At 57.6% G+C, this 20,430-nt stretch carries 20 protein-coding genes and 1 riboswitch; of the genes, 15 read left to right on the top strand and 5 right to left on the bottom strand.

Annotation, left to right across the window (positions count from 1 at the left end):
- Positions 1-100: 100 nt before the first annotated feature.
- The 15 genes from ACT2B1_RS05825 to trpB all read left to right on the top strand — a co-directional run bounded on the left by ACT2B1_RS05825 (position 101) and on the right by trpB (position 15,636).
- Positions 101-1,123: a PhoH family protein gene (locus ACT2B1_RS05825; RefSeq protein ID WP_171121773.1), complete on the top strand. Its 1,023-nt coding sequence runs from the start codon at positions 101-103 to the stop codon at positions 1,121-1,123.
- Positions 1,124-1,159: 36 nt separating this feature from the next.
- Positions 1,160-1,654, top strand: a complete 495-nt coding sequence (ybeY, locus tag ACT2B1_RS05830) for an rRNA maturation RNase YbeY (RefSeq protein ID WP_481668751.1) — start codon at positions 1,160-1,162, stop codon at positions 1,652-1,654.
- Between the two features lie 37 nt (positions 1,655-1,691).
- Entirely contained in the window at positions 1,692-2,579 is an 888-nt protein-coding gene (locus ACT2B1_RS05835; RefSeq protein WP_171125804.1) for a hemolysin family protein, read from the top strand.
- Positions 2,576-4,072 carry an apolipoprotein N-acyltransferase gene (gene lnt / locus ACT2B1_RS05840; RefSeq protein WP_481668752.1) on the top strand — a complete coding sequence of 499 codons (1,497 nt, stop codon included), beginning with the start codon at positions 2,576-2,578 and terminating at the stop codon, positions 4,070-4,072. Before ACT2B1_RS05835 ends, lnt begins: the two co-directional genes overlap by 4 nt.
- Positions 4,073-4,114: 42 nt before the next feature.
- Positions 4,115-4,163, top strand: a riboswitch (SAM-SAH riboswitch).
- A gap of 5 nt (positions 4,164-4,168) precedes the next feature.
- Positions 4,169-5,350: a methionine adenosyltransferase gene (metK, locus tag ACT2B1_RS05845; protein ID WP_171241059.1), complete on the top strand. Its 1,182-nt coding sequence runs from the start codon at positions 4,169-4,171 to the stop codon at positions 5,348-5,350.
- A 126-nt stretch (positions 5,351-5,476) separates the two neighbouring features.
- Positions 5,477-6,187, top strand: a complete 711-nt coding sequence (trmB, locus tag ACT2B1_RS05850; protein WP_481668753.1) for a tRNA (guanine(46)-N(7))-methyltransferase TrmB — start codon at positions 5,477-5,479, stop codon at positions 6,185-6,187.
- A 69-nt stretch (positions 6,188-6,256) separates the two neighbouring features.
- Positions 6,257-7,603, top strand: a complete 1,347-nt coding sequence (gene aroA, locus ACT2B1_RS05855; protein ID WP_171241061.1) for a 3-phosphoshikimate 1-carboxyvinyltransferase — start codon at positions 6,257-6,259, stop codon at positions 7,601-7,603.
- Positions 7,600-8,217, top strand: coding sequence for a (d)CMP kinase (cmk, locus tag ACT2B1_RS05860; RefSeq protein ID WP_171241062.1), 618 nt, complete (start codon positions 7,600-7,602; stop codon positions 8,215-8,217). Before aroA ends, cmk begins: the two co-directional genes overlap by 4 nt.
- A 106-nt stretch (positions 8,218-8,323) precedes the next feature.
- Positions 8,324-8,839 carry a hypothetical protein gene (locus tag ACT2B1_RS05865; protein ID WP_481668754.1) on the top strand — a complete coding sequence of 172 codons (516 nt, stop codon included), beginning with the start codon at positions 8,324-8,326 and terminating at the stop codon, positions 8,837-8,839.
- A 238-nt stretch (positions 8,840-9,077) separates the two neighbouring features.
- The gene (locus ACT2B1_RS05870; protein WP_481668755.1) at positions 9,078-10,763 is read left to right on the top strand and encodes a tryptophan halogenase family protein; all 1,686 of its coding nucleotides are present in this window, start codon (positions 9,078-9,080) and stop codon (positions 10,761-10,763) included.
- A 294-nt stretch (positions 10,764-11,057) separates the two neighbouring features.
- A complete protein-coding gene (gene rpsA, locus ACT2B1_RS05875; RefSeq protein WP_170462358.1) occupies positions 11,058-12,734 on the top strand; it encodes a 30S ribosomal protein S1 in 1,677 nt (558 codons plus the stop codon).
- Between the two features lie 272 nt (positions 12,735-13,006).
- A complete protein-coding gene (ihfB, locus tag ACT2B1_RS05880) occupies positions 13,007-13,291 on the top strand; it encodes an integration host factor subunit beta (protein WP_171241064.1) in 285 nt (94 codons plus the stop codon).
- A 6-nt stretch (positions 13,292-13,297) separates the two neighbouring features.
- A complete protein-coding gene (locus ACT2B1_RS05885) occupies positions 13,298-13,648 on the top strand; it encodes a lipopolysaccharide assembly protein LapA domain-containing protein (protein WP_171122323.1) in 351 nt (116 codons plus the stop codon).
- A gap of 9 nt (positions 13,649-13,657) precedes the next feature.
- A complete protein-coding gene (locus ACT2B1_RS05890; protein ID WP_481668756.1) occupies positions 13,658-14,299 on the top strand; it encodes a phosphoribosylanthranilate isomerase in 642 nt (213 codons plus the stop codon).
- A gap of 89 nt (positions 14,300-14,388) precedes the next feature.
- On the top strand, positions 14,389-15,636 hold the full coding sequence (gene trpB, locus ACT2B1_RS05895) for a tryptophan synthase subunit beta (RefSeq protein ID WP_171241066.1): 1,248 nt from the start codon (positions 14,389-14,391) through the stop codon (positions 15,634-15,636).
- Between the two features lie 96 nt (positions 15,637-15,732).
- Here the strand turns inward: trpB and ACT2B1_RS05900 are convergent, their stop codons facing one another.
- The 5 genes from ACT2B1_RS05900 to ACT2B1_RS05920 all read right to left on the bottom strand — a co-directional run bounded on the left by ACT2B1_RS05900 (position 15,733) and on the right by ACT2B1_RS05920 (position 20,268).
- The gene (locus ACT2B1_RS05900) at positions 15,733-16,107 is read right to left on the bottom strand and encodes a DUF2237 family protein (RefSeq protein ID WP_171121785.1); all 375 of its coding nucleotides are present in this window, start codon (positions 16,105-16,107) and stop codon (positions 15,733-15,735) included.
- Between the two features lie 9 nt (positions 16,108-16,116).
- Positions 16,117-17,280: a serine hydrolase domain-containing protein gene (locus ACT2B1_RS05905; protein WP_171241067.1), complete on the bottom strand. Its 1,164-nt coding sequence runs from the start codon at positions 17,278-17,280 to the stop codon at positions 16,117-16,119.
- An 82-nt stretch (positions 17,281-17,362) separates the two neighbouring features.
- Positions 17,363-18,055 carry an aminoacyl-tRNA hydrolase gene (pth, locus tag ACT2B1_RS05910; RefSeq protein WP_171125781.1) on the bottom strand — a complete coding sequence of 231 codons (693 nt, stop codon included), beginning with the start codon at positions 18,053-18,055 and terminating at the stop codon, positions 17,363-17,365.
- Between the two features lie 139 nt (positions 18,056-18,194).
- Positions 18,195-18,854, bottom strand: coding sequence for a 50S ribosomal protein L25/general stress protein Ctc (locus ACT2B1_RS05915; RefSeq protein WP_171121788.1), 660 nt, complete (start codon positions 18,852-18,854; stop codon positions 18,195-18,197).
- A 247-nt stretch (positions 18,855-19,101) separates the two neighbouring features.
- A complete protein-coding gene (locus ACT2B1_RS05920) occupies positions 19,102-20,268 on the bottom strand; it encodes an alpha-hydroxy acid oxidase (protein ID WP_171241068.1) in 1,167 nt (388 codons plus the stop codon).
- Positions 20,269-20,430 lie beyond the last annotated feature (162 nt).

Consider the following 20,430-nt stretch of genomic DNA (forward strand, 5'->3'; position numbering starts at 1 on the left):
GCGGTTTCGACATCAGTTACGGAAAATTTGAAACTGTGACTTGCACCCACCAAGAGTTGTTGTCTACGCTCAAGGTGAAACGCCAAGACAGGAGAACGTATTGGCCATCGGTGCCCTGAACCCACCGCAAAATGAAATGCCCCAGCGTGAGGCGTTTGTTGAATTCCCAGACAACCGGTTGTTGATTGATCTGTGCGGCGAATATGACCGCAATCTGACTGATATTGAGCATAAATTATCCGTTCAGATCGTGCGACGCGGAAACCAGTTGGTTGTGATGGGCGAGGAAGATGCCCAGAAACAGGCAATTGAGGTCCTTCAGGCCCTGTACACCCGACTTGAGGGTGGGCGCGAGGTCGAAGCAGCAGATGTGGATCGCGAACTTCGTATGGGGGGATCTGAAAAAGGCACCGGAAGCCGCGACGGTGACCAGCTTGAAATGTTCAAAGGTGGCACGGTTGAGATCAAGACCCGCAAAAAGCTGGTTGAACCGCGTACCGATGCGCAAAAGGCTTATGTGCAATCCCTGTTCAATAACGAACTGGCCTTTGGGATCGGTCCGGCAGGGACAGGTAAAACCTATCTGGCCGTCGCGGTGGGCGTGTCGATGTTCATTGGCGGCCATGTAGACCGTATCATCCTCAGCCGTCCTGCGGTCGAAGCGGGTGAGAAGCTGGGTTATTTGCCCGGTGACATGAAGGACAAGGTCGATCCGTATATGCAGCCGCTTTATGATGCGCTGAACGACTTTCTTCCCGGCAAGCAATTGGCCAAGCTGATCGAAGAAAAACGAATCGAAATTGCTCCGCTTGCCTTTATGCGCGGTCGAACGCTGGCGAATGCCTTTGTTGTTCTGGACGAGGCGCAGAACGCCACGACCATGCAGATGAAAATGTTCCTGACCCGGTTGGGCGAAGGCAGCCGGATGGTAATTACGGGCGACCGATCGCAGGTCGATCTGCCGCGCGGGGTCCAATCGGGGCTTGCCGATGCCGAGCGTTTGCTGAAGACGATCCCGAACATCAGCTTCAACTATTTCACCTCGAAGGATGTGGTGCGGCACCCGCTTGTCGCTGCGATTATCGAAGCGTATGAGGCTGACTCGGGTCGTGAAACCGGATAGTTTCAAAGGCCCTGCGGGGACTTTGAAAGAGACAGAATGAATCTTGAACTAACGGTTGAGGACACGCGCTGGCAGGGGTTGGAGCCCTTGGCCACGCGCGCTGTGACCGCTGTGCTGGCCCATCAGGGCGTGGATTCCGAATTGTGTGAGATAAGCCTTCTTGCCTGCGGCGACACTCGCATCGCCGAGTTGAACGCGGAATTTCGCGAAAAACCCACTCCGACCAATGTTCTGAGCTGGCCAGCCGATGATCTGGCGGCTGAGATCGCGGGTCAGGAACCCGCTTGTCCAAGCCCGGATTTCACCGGAGAAATCGCACTGGGCGACATCGCAATTTCCTATGATACCTGCGCACGCGAAGCCAATGAGGCGGGGAAACCTTTCGAAGATCACGTGACACATCTGCTTGTTCACGGAACATTGCATTTGCTGGGATACGATCACGTTCGTGACCCCGACGCCACTTTGATGGAGGGTGTCGAGGTCGAGATACTTGGCAAACTGGGTATTGATAACCCATATATAGTTTAATACGGGCCCATTCGGGCCGATCATTTGGAATGGGAAAATGGGCGATACAGACGGCAGTTCTATGGCGGCGCAGGGCGCGCAACCAAAGGACGGCGACAATGACATAAGAGAGAAAACGGGTTTCTTTTCTCGAATAGTGGACGCGTTCTCGACCCAGAACGTCGAAGAGGTTGCTGCGGCCAACGGACACGAGGCCGACAAGAGCCAGCCACGGGGCATGATCAACCTGCGGCGTATGCGCGTCGAAGATGTGGCCATCCCAACGGCAGAGATCGTGTCTGTATCCTCGACCATCACCAAAGACGAATTGGCGCAGGTTTTTCGTGACAGCGGGCTGTCGCGGATACCGGTATACGAGGGGACGCTTGATACACCGCTTGGGTTTGTGCACCTCAAGGATTTTGCCCTGACGCATGGGTTCAACGGAACGTCCTCTGAATTTGATCTGGTGTCGATGCTGCGGACCCTGTTGTTTGTGCCGCCGTCAATGCCGATTGGGGTCTTGTTGACCAAAATGCAGACGGAACGCCGGCACATGGCGCTTGTGATAGACGAGTATGGCGGCGTTGACGGATTGCTGACGATCGAGGACCTGATTGAACAGGTGGTCGGTGAGATTGCCGATGAACATGACGCCGACGAAAGCCAGCTCTGGGTTGAAGAGAAGCCAGGTTGCTATGTGGTTCAGGCCCGTGTCCCGCTTGAAGAATTCGAAGCCGAGATCGGGCGCTCGCTGACCAGCCACGAGGATGTCGACGAAGAAGAGATCGACACGCTGGGCGGTTTGGTCTTTATGCTATCGGGGCGTGTCCCTGCACGTGGCGAAGTTGTTCTGCACCCCGAGGGGCCAGAGTTCGAAGTCTTGGATGCCGATCCGCGCAGGATCAAACGCTTGCGTGTCATGTTGCCGGATATCGTTGCATGAACCCTGCACAGGGCTTGCCTATTTGGTTAAGGCTGGTGTTGGCGTTCATATTGGGCGCGGTAACTGCGTTTGGTCTGGCGCCATTCGGGTTTTGGGCTGCATCCATTGCAGCGTTACTTGCTTTGGCGCCCCTGTACTTGGCAACGGAAACGCGGGCACAGGCGGCTTGGCTGGGGTGGGCCTTTGCGACGGGCTATTTCGCTCATGCGTTAAGTTGGATCATTGAACCGTTCCTTGTGGACGCGGAACGTCATGCCTGGATGGCACCCTTTGCGCTTGTGTTCATGGCCGGAGGGCTGGCGCTGTTCTGGGCGCTGGCCTTTTGGGTGGCGCGCCGCCCGGGGCAAGGCGCAATTGGTCAGGCTGTGTTTCTGACCATCGCGATATCCTTGGCAGAGTGCGCGCGCGGCTACGTACTGACCGGATTTCCATGGGCTGGGTTGGCGCAGATTTGGGTCGCCACGCCCTTCGCTCAGGTTTTGGCGCTGGTTGGTCCATATGGGGTAGGCGCTCTGACGCTGTTGGCAACATTGCCTATGGGAGCCGCTCTGACGCAACGATCCTCGTTTGCGTTGCCTGCGTGCTTGTCTGTGGGAGTGGTGTGCTTGGCCGTTGGTTATGCTGCTTTTCGGCCTGATGTTACCGAAACGGGGCATATCGTACGCCTAATTCAGCCCAACGCGCCGCAACACCAGAAATGGGACCCGGACTATGCGCCGCTGTTTTTTGCGCGTCAGATTGAGTTCACGGCCGCGCAGCCAAAACCCGATTTGATTGTCTGGCCGGAAACCTCGGTGCCGGCTTGGTTGGGCAGCGCGCAACCTTACCTGGATGTTGTCGTGGATGCGGCACAGGGGACGCCGGTCTTTTTGGGTATTCAACGCGGGGACGGGCCTCGGATCTACAACTCGATGATCTACCTGAACGAGGACGGTCAACAACAAGGGCTGTACGATAAACATCACCTTGCCCCGTTCGGAGAGTACGTGCCGCTTGGCGACCTCATGGCGCGAATTGGTATCTATGGCATGGCTGCAACCACGGGCAGCGGGTTCAGCGCTGGTCCGGGCGCTGCCTTGATGGATGCGGGTGCGCTGGGTAAGGCACTGCCTTTGATTTGCTACGAAGCGGTCTTTACCCAGGATGTTCTGTCCGCTCCGGGACGTGCCGATTTCTTGTTGCAGATTACCAACGATGCGTGGTTTGGAACGCGATCAGGCCCTTATCAACATCTTGCACAAGCCCAGATGCGGGCCATTGAGCAGGGATTGCCCATGATGCGGTCAGCCAATACCGGGGTGTCGGCAATGATTGACCCGCTGGGCCGCATCACTCGGTCGCTTGCTTTGGGTGAGGCCGGGTATGTCGATGCAAACCTGCCAAAGCCTTTTGCGGTCACACTTTATTCAAGGATTGGTGACATACCCATCTTTTTGCTGCTGGTCGGAGCGTTTGCGCTGCTTTGGCGCAACGCTCGGAGAGAGGGCGCGTAATTTCGGATTGACCCGATGATTTTGCGGGCGTATCCCATCGAATGCCTGTCACAACGGCTTCCTGGCGTGATGGGGAAATCTTAATGGAGCACTTTCATGTCCCGACAGAACTACACTTTCACTTCGGAATCCGTATCCGAAGGGCACCCGGATAAGGTTTGTGACCGGATTTCCGATGCCGTCCTAGACGCTTTTCTGAATGAAGAACCCGAAGCGCGCGTCGCGTGCGAAACCTTCGCAACGACTGACCGCGTTGTCATCGGCGGAGAAGTAGGTCTGTCTGATCAGGAAAAACTGCACGATTACATGGGCCGTATCGACGAGATCGCGCGCGCTTGTATCAAGGATATCGGCTATGAGCAGGACAAGTTTCACCACGAAACCGTCGAGGTGACGAACCTGCTACACGAGCAGTCCGCGCATATCGCGCAGGGTGTTGATGCCTCGGGCGACAAGGACGAGGGCGCGGGCGATCAGGGGATCATGTTTGGTTATGCCACGACTGAAACCCCTGCGCTGATGCCAGCCCCCATCCAGTACTCCCACGCGATCCTGCGCCGTCTGGCCGAGGTTCGCAAAAACGGCACCGAGCCCGCGCTGGGTCCGGACGCGAAATCGCAACTGTCCGTCGTGTACCGTGACGGCAAGCCTGTGGGCGTCAGCTCGGTCGTGCTGTCGACACAGCATCTGGATGAGGCGCTGTCCTCGGACGATATCCGCGCGATTGTTGAGCCCTACATAACCGAAACTCTACCCGATGGCTGGCTGTCGGCCGACACAGAATGGCATGTGAATCCCACCGGCAAATTTGTGATCGGCGGCCCCGATGGCGATGCGGGCCTGACCGGGCGCAAAATCATCGTGGACACCTATGGCGGTGCCGCGCCTCATGGCGGCGGTGCGTTCTCGGGCAAAGACCCAACCAAGGTGGACCGTTCGGCTGCTTACGCTGCACGCTATCTGGCCAAGAACGTGGTGGCCGCGGGCATGGCGGAACGCTGCACGATTCAGCTTAGCTATGCGATTGGCGTATCCAAGCCTTTGTCGATCTATGCGGATACGCATGGTACTGGGCAGATTTCGGATGCCGCGATCGAAAAAGCCGTCGGTCAGGTGATGGACCTGACGCCGCGCGGCATTCGCCAGCACCTGCAGATGAACAAGCCGATCTACCAGCGCACGGCGGCTTATGGCCACTTTGGCCGTGAACCCGACGCGGATGGCGGTTTCAGTTGGGAACGCACCGATCTGGTGGACGCCCTGAAATCGGCTGTCTGATTGTTATCCAAAGGTGCGCCCTAACGGGCGCGCTCTATTCTGGTGCTTTTTGAGGGTGGCAGGTCTGTTGAGTGGACCGGGCCGCCCTCTTGTGTCCGTGGTGTCTGCACAGTATGGGCTTCGCCCATGAGCAACCAGACACCCCAACGCCCCCGCAGAAACTTTTATGGCCGCTTCAAGGGCAAGACCCTGAAGCCCAGTCAAAAGACGTATCTAAGTGAAGACCTCGATGCGTTGTCCCCCGGCGCGGTCGATTGGGAGAGTAACCCCGAACGCGCGCCGCTGGATCTGCAGGCGCTGTTTGGCGGACGGGATGTTTGGCTTGAGGTCGGTTTTGGTGGCGGTGAGCATCTGGTGCATCAGGCTGCCTGCAACCCCGGTGTCGGTATTATAGGTGCCGAGCCCTACATCAACGGCGTCGCGATGTTGCTGGGCAAAATCCGGCAGGCGGGGGTTGAGAACCTTGCCGTTCATCCCGGCGATGCGCGCGACCTGTTCGACGTGCTGCCCGAGGCCAGTATCTCGCGCGCCTTCCTTCTCTATCCTGACCCATGGCCCAAAACGCGGCACCACCGCCGCCGCTTTGTGACGCAAGAACATCTGGAGCCACTTGCCCGCGCCTTGAAGCCGGGTTCAATCTTTCGCGTGGCAACGGACATTCCCGACTATGTTCGCCAAACGCTGGAAGAAGTGCCGCGCGCTGGTTTCGAATGGCTGGCCGAGCGTCCCGCCGATTGGCGTGAGCCGTGGGGCGATTGGATTTCCACCCGCTATGAACAGAAGGCCCTGCGCGAGGGGCGCGTGCCCCATTACCTGACCTTCCGCCGCAAGGGCTGATTGTCGCTGGACCATCTGGCCCCAATTCGCTAAGCGGCTAAGGCACTGATAGCGAAAACAGGAGCCCCCATGTCCGGACACGGTACGCCCATCCCGATGACCTCGCATCCCTGCGGCCCGTTGACCGGTACGGCAGAGGTGCCCGGCGACAAGTCGATCTCGCACCGTTCGCTGATTTTGGGTGCGATGGCGGTGGGTGAGACGAAGATCTCCGGTCTGCTGGAAGGTGAGGACGTTCTGGATACTGCCAAGGCCATGCGCGCCTTTGGGGCCGAGGTGACAGATCACGGTGGCGGTGAATGGACGGTGCATGGCGTGGGTGTCGGCGGCTTTGCTGAACCTGATCAGGTGATCGATTGCGGCAACTCGGGCACGGGTGTGCGACTGATCATGGGTGCGATGGCGACTTGTCCGATTAGCGCGACGTTTACTGGCGACGCAAGCCTGAACAAACGCCCCATGGCGCGAGTGACGGATCCGTTGGCTCTGTTCGGGGCGCAGGCCGTTGGACGCTCGGGCGGACGTTTGCCGATGACCATCGTCGGCGCGGCTGAACCTGTTCCGGTGCGCTATGAGGTTCCCGTTCCGTCGGCGCAGGTGAAATCCGCCGTGCTGCTAGCAGGTCTGAATGCGCCGGGCAAAACCGTGGTGATCGAGAAAGAGGCCACCCGTGATCATTCCGAACGGATGCTGGCCGGGTTCGGTGCAGAGATTACCGTTGAAGATACGGATGAAGGCCGGGTGATCACCCTGACCGGTCGTCCTGAGTTGAAACCGCAGGTGATTGCCGTGCCGCGTGATCCGTCCAGCGCTGCCTTTCCGGTTTGCGCGGCGCTGATCACGCCGGGCTCGGATGTGTTGGTGCCGGGCATCGGCCTGAACCCGACCCGGGCGGGCCTCTTTACCACGCTGCGGGAGATGGGCGCAGACCTGACCTATGAGAACGAGCGTGAAGAGGGTGGAGAACCCGTCGCTGATCTGCGCGCGAAGTACTCGCCGAATATGAAGGGCATCAATGTGCCGCCGGAACGTGCGGCCTCGATGATCGACGAATATCCGGTGCTGTCCGTGGTCGCGGCCAATGCCACTGGCACCACGATGATGGGCGGCGTGAAAGAGCTGCGGGTCAAGGAAAGCGACCGGATCGACGCGATGGCTCGCGGCCTGCGCGCCAATGGCGTGAGCGTGGATGAGGGCGAGGAATGGTGGTCGGTCGAGGGGCTGGGCATCGGCAACGTCCCCGGCGGCGGCACCTGCGAGAGCTTTCTGGATCACCGTATCGCCATGTCCTTCATGGTGATGGGCATGGGCGCAAAAACGCCGGTCTCGGTCGATGATGGCGGCCCGATCGCGACCTCGTTCCCGATCTTTGAACCGCTGATGGCGGCGCTGGGTGCCAAGGTGGACCGCACGTGAGCTTCACGGTTGCCATAGACGGGCCTGCAGCGGCGGGGAAGGGGACGATTTCGAAAGGGGTTTCGGCTCATTTCGGGTTCGCGCATCTGGACACCGGCCTGCTGTACCGTGCGGTTGGCCGCCGGACACTTGACGGGATGGAACCGGTCGCAGCCGCTCAGGCTTTAGCTGCTGAAGAGTTAGGGCAGGGCGATCTACGCACCGCCGAAATCGCGCAGGCCGCGTCAAAGGTGGCTGTGATCCCTAAGGTTAGGTCAGCACTTGTGGACTTTCAGCGCAGTTTCGCAACCCGCCCCGGAGGCGCCGTTCTGGACGGGCGCGATATCGGGACGGTGATCTGCCCCGAGGCTGAGGTTAAGCTGTTTGTCACCGCCAGCGCCGAAGTTCGGGCAGAGCGGCGGTATCTGGAACTCAGCGCTAATGGGTCCGACACAACCCGCGCACAGGTTCTGCAAGATGTCCGTGAACGCGACGCCCGCGATGCCGAGCGCAGCACGGCCCCGATGAAACCTGCGGAGGATGCTGTGCTGCTGGATACATCGAATCTGAGTATCGAAGCGGCGTTGGCCGAGGCGATTGCCATAGTTGAAGACGCCAAACGCAAGGCGTTTTAGAACCTTGGTGGCTCTCACGATTTTGGGAACGCTCCTCACCAAGCTTTGTTTGGTCAGTCGCCTCAGGGCTGCGTAGGGTGAATTGGTAATCCGCAGGAGCGATACCATGATCCGATTGACCTTAGCTCTGATTTTTCTGGCTGGAAGTCTGGCTGCGCAAGAAGCCGAGCCATCCATGACCTATGAGCGTCTTGGGAAGATAATTTTTGCGCTGGATCCTGACGCGCAACCCCAAGGGCCGGGTTTCCAAATGACCGTTTCGGATGTTTCGGTTTTGGTGATCACGGATATCAACGCGGATCGGATGCGGGCGATGGTTTCCATCAGCAGCGCCGCTGATTTGTCGGCTGCGGACCTTCAACGCATGATGCAGGCGAATTTCGACAGCACTCTGGACGCGCGCTATGCCATTGCCAACGGCACGTTGTGGGCCGCATTCATTCACCCCCTGTCCAAACTAGATAAGGACCAACTGATTTCGGGGCTGGCCCAAACCGTAAATATCGCCAAGACGTATGGCACCCTGTATTCAGGCGGCGCCGCCGAATTCGGAGGGGGCGACAGCCAGGATCTTCAGCGTGAGCTGATTGATGAGCTGCTTAAGAAGGGCGAGGAAATCTAATCCATCTAGGGATTTGCACTATTCGTAACGCTGGGATTGCCAATAGTTGCCAGCCCGCAAAAACGGTTGAAACCGGGGCAACTTTGATGAGTTTAGCCGGTGTCATAGCGGTGATGGGATGGGGGAACCTTCACGGATTGTCACAGCTTTGAACATGCTGACAACCAAGGAGGCCTAGGCCCTAGCGAGGTATCGGAAAGCTGGTATAGTCCCCTGAAATATTGAGGGGGAGAGCTAAATGAACAACCGTTTGCGTAAAATCACTATTGTGGGCGGCGGCACCGCAGGTTGGATGACCGCGCTGATCCTTGAGATGGTGTTTTCTCGCACGTCAGCGCCAAAGGACCGACCGCGCATCTGCCTGATCGAAAGCCCGACTATTTCGACAGTGGGGGTGGGCGAGGCCACCGTGCCCCGCATGCCGGTTACGCTCCGGCAGGCGGGGATTGCCGAGCGGGATTTTTTCCGCGAGACAAACGCGTCGTTTAAACTGGGCGTGAAGTTCTGTAACTGGAACAACGACGCCAAGGGCAACCGCATCGAGTATATGAACCCTTTTGCTCATGGCCAGATGCTGGAAGGGCTGGAGGCGGCCGAATATTTCCTGCGCTTTGGCAACGGGGATCGGGACTTTACGCAATCAATCTCGCCGCACGATGATCTGGCTCGTATGTGCAAAGGCGCGCGGCCTTTGGGACAGCCTGAATTCGAGCAGAGATTTGGCTATGCCTATCACCTGGACGCTTTGAAATTCGCGGGGATGTTGACGAAGGTCTGCACCAAGCGCGGGGTCGAGCATATTCAGGATGAGGTCCAATCGGTCGAACTGGACGAGCAGGGCAATGTCAGCCATCTGATGCTGGAGCGCAAAGGCCGCCATGATATCGAGATGGTCGTGGATTGCACCGGGTTCCGGGGATTGATTATCAATCAGGCTCTGGGTGAGCCGTTCATGGATTACTCGGACTATCTACCCAATGACCGGGCCATGGCCTTGCAGGTCGAACATCCTGACCCCGAAAAGATCGAAAGCGCAACGCGGTCTACGGCGCTGGGAGCTGGTTGGACGTGGCGGGTTCCATTGTTCAATCGTGTAGGCACGGGCTATGTGTATTCCTCGGCGCACCGCACGGATGATCAAGCGGCGGATGAATACCTTGAATGGCTGGGCGACAGCGGCAAAGGTTTGACGCCGCGTGTGATCCCAATGCGGGTTGGACGGGTGCGCAATGCATGGGTCAAGAACTGCGTGGCCATCGGTTTGTCCGGCGGGTTTATCGAGCCGTTGGAAAGCACCGCGATTCATATGATCGACCACGCGGTGCGCTGGTTCGCCGAACATCTGCCGACGCAGGCGATCGAACCGTCCTTGCGGGCGCGGTACAACCGACAGATGGACAAGCTTTATGACGAGGTGCTCGAATTCATCTGTCTGCACTATCGCTTGGGTAACCGCACGGATGATCAATATTGGATCGATGCCCGGACCGAGATGAAAATACCCGACCGGTTGGCCGAGAACCTCGAGCTGTGGCAGCACCGCTTGCCGATGCAGCACGATGTTGAGTTCGCGACGCTGTTTGATCACCGCGTTTACCAGACGGTGCTGTTGGGCAAGCAAGTCTACGATACAGGCTATGGCACAGGCATTCGTGATCGGGTGCGGCCTTTGAAAAAGCCGATCTGGTTCCAGTGGTGGAAGGGCGCGAAAGTGGATCTTGCGCAAATTCTCAAGTCTATGCCGGATCACAAGACCCTGTTGCGTGATATCCGAGGAGAGTTGGAAAAGCCCGCCTTTGGCAAAGCGGTGGCTGCGAAGCCGACGGTTGCGATGCCGGGTGCGAAACCTGCACCGGTGGCCGTCCAGAACATGCCCAACTTCGCTGAAATCCAGAGCGGCGCAAAGGATTTGCAGTTGTTCTAGAAATTGCCTGTGAGCCGGGCGGTGAAATTCGCCCGGCCGCTGGGCCGTTTGTCGGCAGGTATTGCAGGTTATAGCGCGTATCGCCCGTTATAACTTGCAGCGCCTTGGCGAACCCGCTATAGAGCGCGCGTCGACAAGGCGATTTGAGCCATAAAACAATGAGACGAGCAGGGTCGGAAACAACCGGCCCTCTTTGTTTTGCGGCATATGTCAGGTCGTCTGACCAATCCACTAAGACCGGCGGAGACAACCGCTCGGCCAGCAAAAACGTACTGTAAAGGAAAACAACGCCACATGGCTAACGCATCCATGGAGGAATTCGAAGCCCTCCTTAATGAAAGCTTCGAAATGGACACACCTGAAGAGGGTTCTGTTGTCAAAGGCAAGGTTCTGGCTATCGAAGCCGGCCAAGCCATCATCGACGTAGGCTACAAAATGGAAGGCCGCGTTGATCTGAAAGAATTCGCAAATCCCGGCGAAGCCCCTGAAATCGCTGTAGGTGACGAGGTAGAAGTTTACCTGCGCGCCGCAGAAAACGCCCGTGGCGAAGCCGTCATCTCGCGCGAGATGGCCCGCCGTGAAGAGGCATGGGACCGTCTGGAAAAAGCATATGCCGACGACCAGCGCGTCGAAGGTGCTATCTTTGGTCGCGTCAAAGGTGGCTTCACCGTCGATCTGGGTGGCGCAGTTGCGTTCCTGCCCGGCTCGCAGGTTGATGTTCGCCCCGTGCGTGACGCTGGCCCGCTGATGGGTCTGAAGCAGCCATTCCAGATTCTGAAAATGGACCGTCGTCGTGGCAACATCGTTGTTTCGCGCCGCGCAATCCTGGAAGAATCGCGTGCCGAACAGCGTGCCGAAGTTATCGGCAACCTGTCCGAAGGTCAGACCGTCGAGGGTGTTGTCAAGAACATCACCGAATACGGTGCATTCGTTGACTTGGGCGGCGTCGACGGCCTGCTGCACGTCACCGACATGGCATGGCGTCGTGTGAACCACCCGTCCGAGATCCTGACGATCGGCGAAACCATCAAGGTTCAGGTCATCAAGATCAACAAAGAGACCCACCGCATCAGCCTGGGCATGAAGCAGCTGCAAGAAGATCCGTGGGATCTGGTTGCTGCGAAATACCCGCTGGGCTCGGTTCATCAGGGTCGCGTCACCAACATCACCGACTACGGCGCGTTCGTCGAGCTGGAAGCCGGTGTCGAAGGTCTGGTGCACGTGTCCGAGATGTCCTGGACCAAGAAAAACGTCCACCCCGGCAAGATCGTTTCGACCAGCCAGGAAGTCGACGTCATGGTTCTGGAAATCGACGGTGCCAAGCGTCGCGTGTCTCTGGGCCTGAAGCAGACCATGCGCAACCCGTGGGAAGTGTTTGCAGAAACACACCCCGAGGGCACCGAGGTCGAAGGCGAAGTCAAGAACATCACCGAATTCGGTCTGTTCATTGGTCTCGAAGGCGACATCGACGGCATGGTACACCTGTCCGACCTGTCTTGGGACGAGCGCGGTGAAGACGCGATCCAGAACTACCGCAAAGGCGACATGGTTTCGGCCGTCGTTTCGGAAGTTGACGTCGAAAAAGAGCGTATCTCTCTGTCGATCAAAGCCCTGGGCGGTGACAAGTTCGCCGAAGCCGTGGGCGGCGTGAAGCGTGGCTCGGTCATCACCGTTGAAGTTACCGCAATCGAAGATGGCGGTATCGAGGTCGAGTATGAAGGCATGAAATCCTTCATCCGCCGTTCGGACCTGTCGCGTGACCGTGCCGAGCAGCGCCCCGAGCGTTTCAACACTGGCGACAAGGTCGACGTCCGCGTCACCAACGTCGACAGCAAGACCCGCCGTCTGGGCCTGTCGATCAAAGCACGCGAGATCGCAGAAGAGAAAGAGGCCGTGGAACAGTACGGTTCTTCCGACTCGGGCGCATCGCTGGGCGACATTCTGGGTGCAGCGCTGAAGTCCGGCGACTAAGCCCCGGTCATCAGCCAAAACCTAATTCACGGCCTCGCGCATATGCGCGGGGCCGTTTTTGTTGCGAATCAATATGTTCCAAAATTTGCGATCAGTTTGCGCATCACGCTCTCAATTCGAGCCCATTTCCTGTAAACCAGCAAAAAATCGTGTGAGTTTTAAGCAAAATTAAGGCTTTGCGCCCAGAGTCAACATTCCCCCAATCCGGGTTTCTTTCTATACTGCCCAGATTAGTAGACATGGTTAACCGGTCGCCTGGGAGGGTAGCGCACATGATCCGTTCAGAACTGATTCAGAAAATTGCCGACGAAAATCCGCATCTCTTTCAGCGTGATGTTGAGCGTATCGTGAATACCGTGTTCGAAGAAGTTACGGATGCCATGGCGCGTGGCGATCGTGTTGAACTGCGCGGATTTGGCGCTTTTTCGGTCAAGCAGCGCGATGCCCGCGTGGGCCGCAATCCCAGAACGGGTGAAACTGTTCAGGTTGAAGAAAAATGTGTTCCATTTTTCAAGACGGGCAAGTTGCTAAGGGATCGTTTGAACGGTAAAGCCTAGGCCATGATGCGCTACCTTCGATATGCTTTTCTGGCGATCCTCGGGATCGTTCTGATTTCGGTTTCTCTTGCCAACCGCGAAACCGTGGAATTGACGCTGATGCCACAGGCCTTTGCCGATCTGCTTGGCTTCAATTTCAGTGCGTCGCTGCCATTGTTCCTTGTGGTTCTGGGCGGCGTGGTTGCCGGCCTTGTCATTGGTTTCCTGTGGGAATGGCTGCGTGAGCACAAGCACCGCCGCGATGCAACTGCCAAGACAAGCGAAGTCCGCAAGCTTGAGCGTGAGGTCAAAAAGCTCAAGAAAAAGCAGAACGAAGGTAAAGACGAAGTTCTTGCGCTGCTGGACGAAGCCAGCTGAGGCCATCTGATGCCGGATATTTCCGTTAAAATCTGCGGCCTGACCGCACCTGATCACGTGCGCGCCGCGGCCGAGGCCGGGGCACGGTACCTTGGGTTCAATTTTTTCCTGAAGTCCCCCCGCTATGTCTCGCCCGCGCAAGCGGCCGCGTTAATGCAGGCCGTGCCGGTTGGTGTGGCTAAAGTGGCCTTGGTGGTGAACGCTTCGGACGAGGAACTGGACAGTATCACCGGGGCGGCCCCGTTTGATATGTTGCAGTTGCACGGGTCCGAAAGCGTTGACCGTGTGCGTGAAATCAAAGCGCGCTATGGTTTGCCTGTGATTAAGGTGATCGGGGTAGCCGATGCCGAAGATTTGGCCGCAATCGACGAATACAGCGACGTTGCCGATCAGCTTTTGATTGACGCCAAGCCGCCCAAGAATGCGGTCTTGCCAGGCGGCAATGGAATGGCCTTTGATTGGCGGTTGTTGGCCGGACGCAAGTATTGGCGCAAACCGTGGATGCTGGCAGGTGGTCTGAACCCGGACAACGTGGCCGAAGCGATCCGCATGACGGGCGCGCGTCAGGTTGATGTGGCCTCCGGCGTGGAAAGCGCGCCGGGTGTCAAGGACCCTGCCCTGATCAGCGCGTTCATCAAGGCCGCTCAATAGCGCCGCTCTGGGTGTCGCGACTTACGTTTTGCCATGGCAAATCCCGCAGCTACCTCCTATGAACAACGGGTACGACGATGGAGACAGCCATGGCCAACGATCTTTTCAATTCCTTTATGTCCGGCCCCGACGAACAGGGACGTTTCGGCATATTCGGAGGGCGATTTGTCAGCGAGACGCTGATGCCTCTGATCCTGTCGCTGGAAGAGGAATATGAGAAGGCCAAGGATGATCCGACCTTCTGGGCCGAGATGGACGATTTGTGGGCCAACTATGTGGGTCGACCCTCGCCGCTGTATTTCGCGGAACGTCTGACGCAGCATCTGGGCGGAGCCAAGATTTACCTGAAACGTGATGAGCTGAACCATACTGGCGCGCATAAGATCAACAACGTGCTGGGTCAGATCATTCTGGCGCGGCGCATGGGCAAGACCCGGATCATCGCCGAAACCGGGGCAGGGCAGCACGGCGTCGCCACCGCCACTGTCTGCGCCAAATTCGGCCTGAAATGCGTGGTCTATATGGGCGCGCATGACGTACAGCGTCAGGCGCCAAACGTGTTCCGTATGCGCCTGCTGGGCGCCGAGGTGATTCCGGTGACCTCGGGCCGCGGCACCCTGAAGGACGCGATGAATGACGCGCTGCGCGACTGGGTGACCAATGTGCGAGACACGTTCTATTGCATCGGCACCGTGGCCGGGCCGCACCCGTATCCGGCGATGGTGCGAGATTTCCAGTCGATCATCGGCAAGGAAGCCAAAGAGCAGATGCACAAGGCTGAGGGTCGTTTGCCCGACACGATCATCGCCGCCATCGGCGGTGGATCGAACGCGATGGGGCTGTTCTATCCGTTCCTTGACGACAAATCCGTCAACATCATTGGTGTTGAGGCTGGTGGTAAAGGCGTCAATGAAAAAATGGAACATTGCGCGTCGCTGACCGGCGGTCGCCCCGGCGTGCTGCATGGCAACCGCACCTATCTGCTGCAGGATGAAGACGGGCAGATTCTTGAGGGCTATTCGATTTCGGCTGGATTGGATTACCCCGGTATTGGGCCGGAACATTCGTGGTTGAATGACATTGGCCGCGCCAACTATGTCTCGATCACCGATAAAGAGGCGTTGGAAGCGTTCCAACTGTGCTGCGCGACCGAAGGGATTATTCCGGCGCTTGAACCCAGCCACGCGCTTGCCCATGTGATGAAGATTGCGCCGGAACTACCCAAAGATCACCTGATCTGCATGAACATGTGCGGACGCGGCGACAAGGATGTACAGACCGTGGCCAAGTATCTGAATTTCGATATGTCGGATACCGAAGGACGCACGGCAGATTAACCTTTTAGTTCGACTAAGAAACGGCGCGCCATTTGGCAGCGCCGTTTTTGAATCCGGAGCTCGTATAGGTGGGGCGGGAGATCCTTGCCTGACCCGTTAGTCTAGTGCCGCCTTCTCCTGTAAGACGCGTAGCGGCACAACGTCCAACGCCCTTTGATGTGTTGCTTCAAGATGCACCATGGGCGCGCAACCTTCGTCATAGGCTTGGAGGAACCGCCCGGCGCACAGGCACCAGCTATCGCCCGGTTTGAGACCCGCAAAGTCGAACTCGGGGCGTGGCGTGCTCAGGTCGTTTCCAACATATTTCGAATACGCGAGAAACTCGGCCGTCATGACTGCGCAAACAGTGTGGCTGCCCTGATCCTCGGGGCAGGTGTTGCACGCCCCGTCCCGGAAAAAACCGGTCAGGGGATCGCGCGAGCAGGGAGCCAGAACACCCCCCAGCACATTTATGCTGTCCTGCTTCTGCATGACGCCATCTTACAGGCTTTGCGCAATTTTGCGGAACATTTCGATATTTTCTTCGTTCACGCCCGCCTCGCGAAAGTTGCGGTCTGCCCCGGTTGAAACGATCAGAACATCGCGGGCTTGGTCGAAATAGATATATTGGCCGTAAACACCACGCGCCAGAAACTCTCCCTCATGCGCGCCGACCGGAATCCACCATTGATAGCCATATCCGATTTTCCCTGCCTCAGTCGGTGCGCTGGGCGCGACCGCTTCGGCGATCCATTCGGCAGGGATAAGTTGCTGACCATTATGTGACCCATTCTGCAAAACAACCTGCCCAAATCGGGCAAAGTCGCGGGTGGTGAAATTCAACCCACCCAACACGAACGCGACCCCAGCGCCGTCCGTCACGTAATAGCCATCCTGCTCCAGCCCGAGCGGTTGCAAGATCCGAACCGTCAGCAATTCAGCAACGCTGCGTCCGGTGGCGCCACGGATCACCATTCCGATGACATGCGTATCAATCGAGACATACTGCCAGGTTTCCCCGGGTGTGGTGAAGCTGTCCTGAAGCGAGGCTGCAAAGTCGTCCAGCTCGCCACCCAGCGCAAGCACCCGGCCCATCCGGTTAATGTCGGAATCGTAATCCAGATAGTCCTCGTTGAACGTCACGCCGCTGGCCATGTTCAACACATTGCGTATCGTGGCACCGTCATAGGCCGAGCCTTCCAAGTCCGGTGCGTATTTTGTGACCGGGTCATCAAGCGAGTCGATCGCACCTTCGGCCAGAAGGATACCCAACAGGGAAGAGAGATAGCTTTTAGCGACCGACCACGAAATGCGCCGATCATCCGGCCCGGTGTCCAAATAATATTCCTCGAACCGGATCTGCCCATCCTGCATCACCAGCAAAGATGTTACGGTGCGGTCCTCGATCCAGCCGTCGGTGCCTTCGGGCAAATCGAAGCCCGGCCCGTAAGGCAGCTCCCAAGTTGGGCCGTCCCCACGTGGCAAGTCCACCTTTAGAAAGGCTTCGTCCATATGAGAGAAATTGTGGACGATCTTGTCCTCAGCGAACAAGGAGTTGACGGCCATAAGGCGTTGGATTTCTTCGCGTTTCCAGAAGCCAACAACAGCCGCGGCCAGCACTAGCATCAAAACGATGCGCAGCACCCATTTCAAAAAGGTTCTCATCCATTTCCTCCCATATTCGGGTGGTATTGGAACGCGATTGGGTGGGATCCGCAAATGGTACGTTGCGGCAATGTCAGTGTGTCTATTTGAATTTGTCCAACAGCCGTTGCATGGCCGATCGGTCGTCGCGTGTCGGCTGTGAATCTGGTTGTGAAATCGGCTTTGCAGTCGGCTTGGCAGGCTCAGAGGGGGACTTTGAAGACCGTGGTGGGGCTGTGCGCAAGGCGACAGCGTTCATGAACTTGCCGCCCTCTCCGTCAGCCAGATGTCCAGCACCGTCGGACACACCACGCAGGACGTCATCCAACCAGTCGCTGTCGGCCTTGGCGAAGTCACCCAAAACATAAGGTGAGACCATTTCCTTGCGCCCGGGATGACCGATCCCCAGTCGCACCCGGTCATAAGCCGGGCTGATATGTTCGTGGATCGAGCGCAGCCCATTATGGCCAGCATGCCCTCCACCTGCTTTGACCCGAACTTTGCCTGGCGCAAGGTCCAGCTCATCATGGAAAACGGTCACGTCGGTCGAGTCGAGCTTGTAAAAGCGCATCGCCTCGCCAACGGACTGGCCCGAACGGTTCATGAAAGTCTGTGGTTTAATCACAAGAACCTTTTCACCGCCCAGCCGCCCTTCGGCAATTTCGGCTTGGAACTTTGATTTCCACGGCCCGAACCCGTGATCATCCGCGATCCTGTCGACAGCCATAAAGCCAATATTATGCCGGTTTCGGGCATATTTTGATCCTGGATTACCCAAGCCGACAAACAGCTTCATTCCCACGTCCTTACTTTGCGCACCGATCTTCAATTGGTAGATGGCATGGATCAGGGGCAGTTTTCCAGCCCGTTCAGACCAAAAGAAAAGACGGGACCCAAGGGCCCCGTCCGGAAAATCTGGAACGTCGTGTCCGGATTTATTCTTCGGCTTCTTCCTTGCCGACGACTTCGACCTCATCAGGTGCCACTTCGCCCTCTTCACCTTCTTCGTCGTCGCTTGCCGACAGGCCAGTCGGTGCCGAGATGTTGGCGATCACGAAGTCACGGTCGATGGTTGGCTTGGTGCCTGCAGGCAGGTCAACCGACGAGATGGTGACAACGTCGTTGATGTTCAGACCGGTCAGATCAACAGTGATCTTCTCGGGAATTTCACCAGCGGTGCACATCAGTTCGACTTCAGGACGGACAACGGTCAGAACGCCGCCCTTCTTGATGCCGGGCGCTTCTTCTTCGTTGACGAACTCAACGGGGATGAACAGCGCGATCTTGGTGGTCCGACGCAGGCGCATCAGGTCCAGATGGGTGGGCAGGTCTTTGACAACGTCACGCTGTACGTCGCGGCAGATGACGCGCACGTCTTCGTGTCCTTCAACCTTCAGGTTCCACAGGGTCGACTTGAACCGGCCCGCTTTCAGGCGCTTGAACAAAACGTTGAACGGGATGTTGATCGGCAGCGGTTCTTTGTCGCCACCAAATACAATGCCCGGAACCATGCCGTCGCGGCGTGCTTGACGAGCGGCGCCCTTGCCTGTCCCCGTCCGTTCCAGAGCTACGAGATCAGGAATCTCACCAGCCATGATATATTCTCCAATGTTAGGGCGGGCATCCTCCAAGGCTGTATGCCCGCGTGAAGCCGCGTCCATAGCTTGATTCACTGCAATTGGAAAGGGCTTTTTGCGGGATCAGGTTTATTGCGAGGCTCTGCCTCGCACTCCGGGATATCTAAGGCCAGATGAATGAAGGATTCCTGCTTCATCTGGCTAATAATATCCCGGGGGAGTCGCCTAAAGGGCGGCGGGGGCAGAGCCCCCCTAAACCCGATGGTCAGCCTTGCCAGCGACCGCCGAAATCCTCGGGGACCAAAAGGTTGTGGCGGCCCAAGTCGCCAACGTGGCGCTCACCGCACAGCGCCATCGTGGTATCAAGCTCTTTGTGAATGACATCCAGTGCTGTCGTGACGCCTTTTTGTCCCATTGCGCCCAGTCCATAGACAAAGGCGCGGCCGATATAGGTGCCCTTTGCACCCAGAGCCAATGCTTTGAGCACGTCTTGGCCCGAGCGAATGCCGCTGTCCAGGTGAACCTCGACATCTCCACCGACCGCATCAATGATTTCGGGCAAAACGCGGATTGAACTGAGCGCCCCGTCCAACTGGCGTCCACCGTGATTTGACACGACGATGGCGTCGGCCCCCAACTTGGCTGCCATCTTTGCATCCTCGGCGTCCAGTATGCCCTTAAGGATCACTTTGCCGCCCCATTGCTCCATCAGCTTTTCGACTTTTTTCCAGTCAAGGCTGGGGTCAAACTGTTCCGCTGTCCAAGCGCCGAGTGAGGAAGCATCCGACACCCCTTCGGCGTGGCCAACGATATTGCCGAATTCCCGCCGATGCGCGCCCAGCATTTCAATGCCCCACGCCCATTTGGTCATTAGATTGGCGACGGTTTTTGCAGTCAGTTTTGGCGGGGCAGACAGGCCGTTTTTCAGGTCCTTGTGCCGTTGGCCAAGAATTTGCAGGTCCAGAGTGATAACAAGGGCCGAGCAGTTCGCGTCTTTTGCGCGTTGGATCAGGCGTCCGACGTAGTCCTGATCTTTCATTGTATAGAGCTGGAACCAGAATGGTTTTGTCGTGTGTTCGGCCACATCTTCGATCGAGTTGATTGACATGGTGGACAGCGTGAAGGGAACGCCGAATTCTTCGGCGGCTTTGGCAGCCTTCATCTCTCCGTCGGCGTGTTGCATCCCGGTCAATCCGACGGGGGCCAATGCAACCGGCATCGCAACGTCTTGACCAATCATTTGTGATGCGGTCGAGCGCCCGGCCATGTCCACGGCGACGCGTTGGCGCAGGCGGATATCTTCGAAATCCGAACTGTTTTCGCGGAACGTTTGTTCTGTCCAGCTTCCGCTTTCGGCGTAGTCGAAAAACATCCGCGGGACGCGCCGTTCGTAGATCCGTTTAAGGTCTTCTATGTTTGTGATGACTGGCATTTGGCTTTGGCCTTTTGAATTGGTTCTTTTTTCTTACCAATTATTAGGGGGCGCCGCAACGTCGCATGTCTGCGGTCCGTTGCCGCGCCGAAGGAACGCAAAAAAACCGCGGGTGGTATAGGCCAGCCGCGGTTGATCTTATCTTAGGGTTTGTCAGTGTTT

This window comes from Ruegeria sp. S263, from assembly GCF_056780525.1.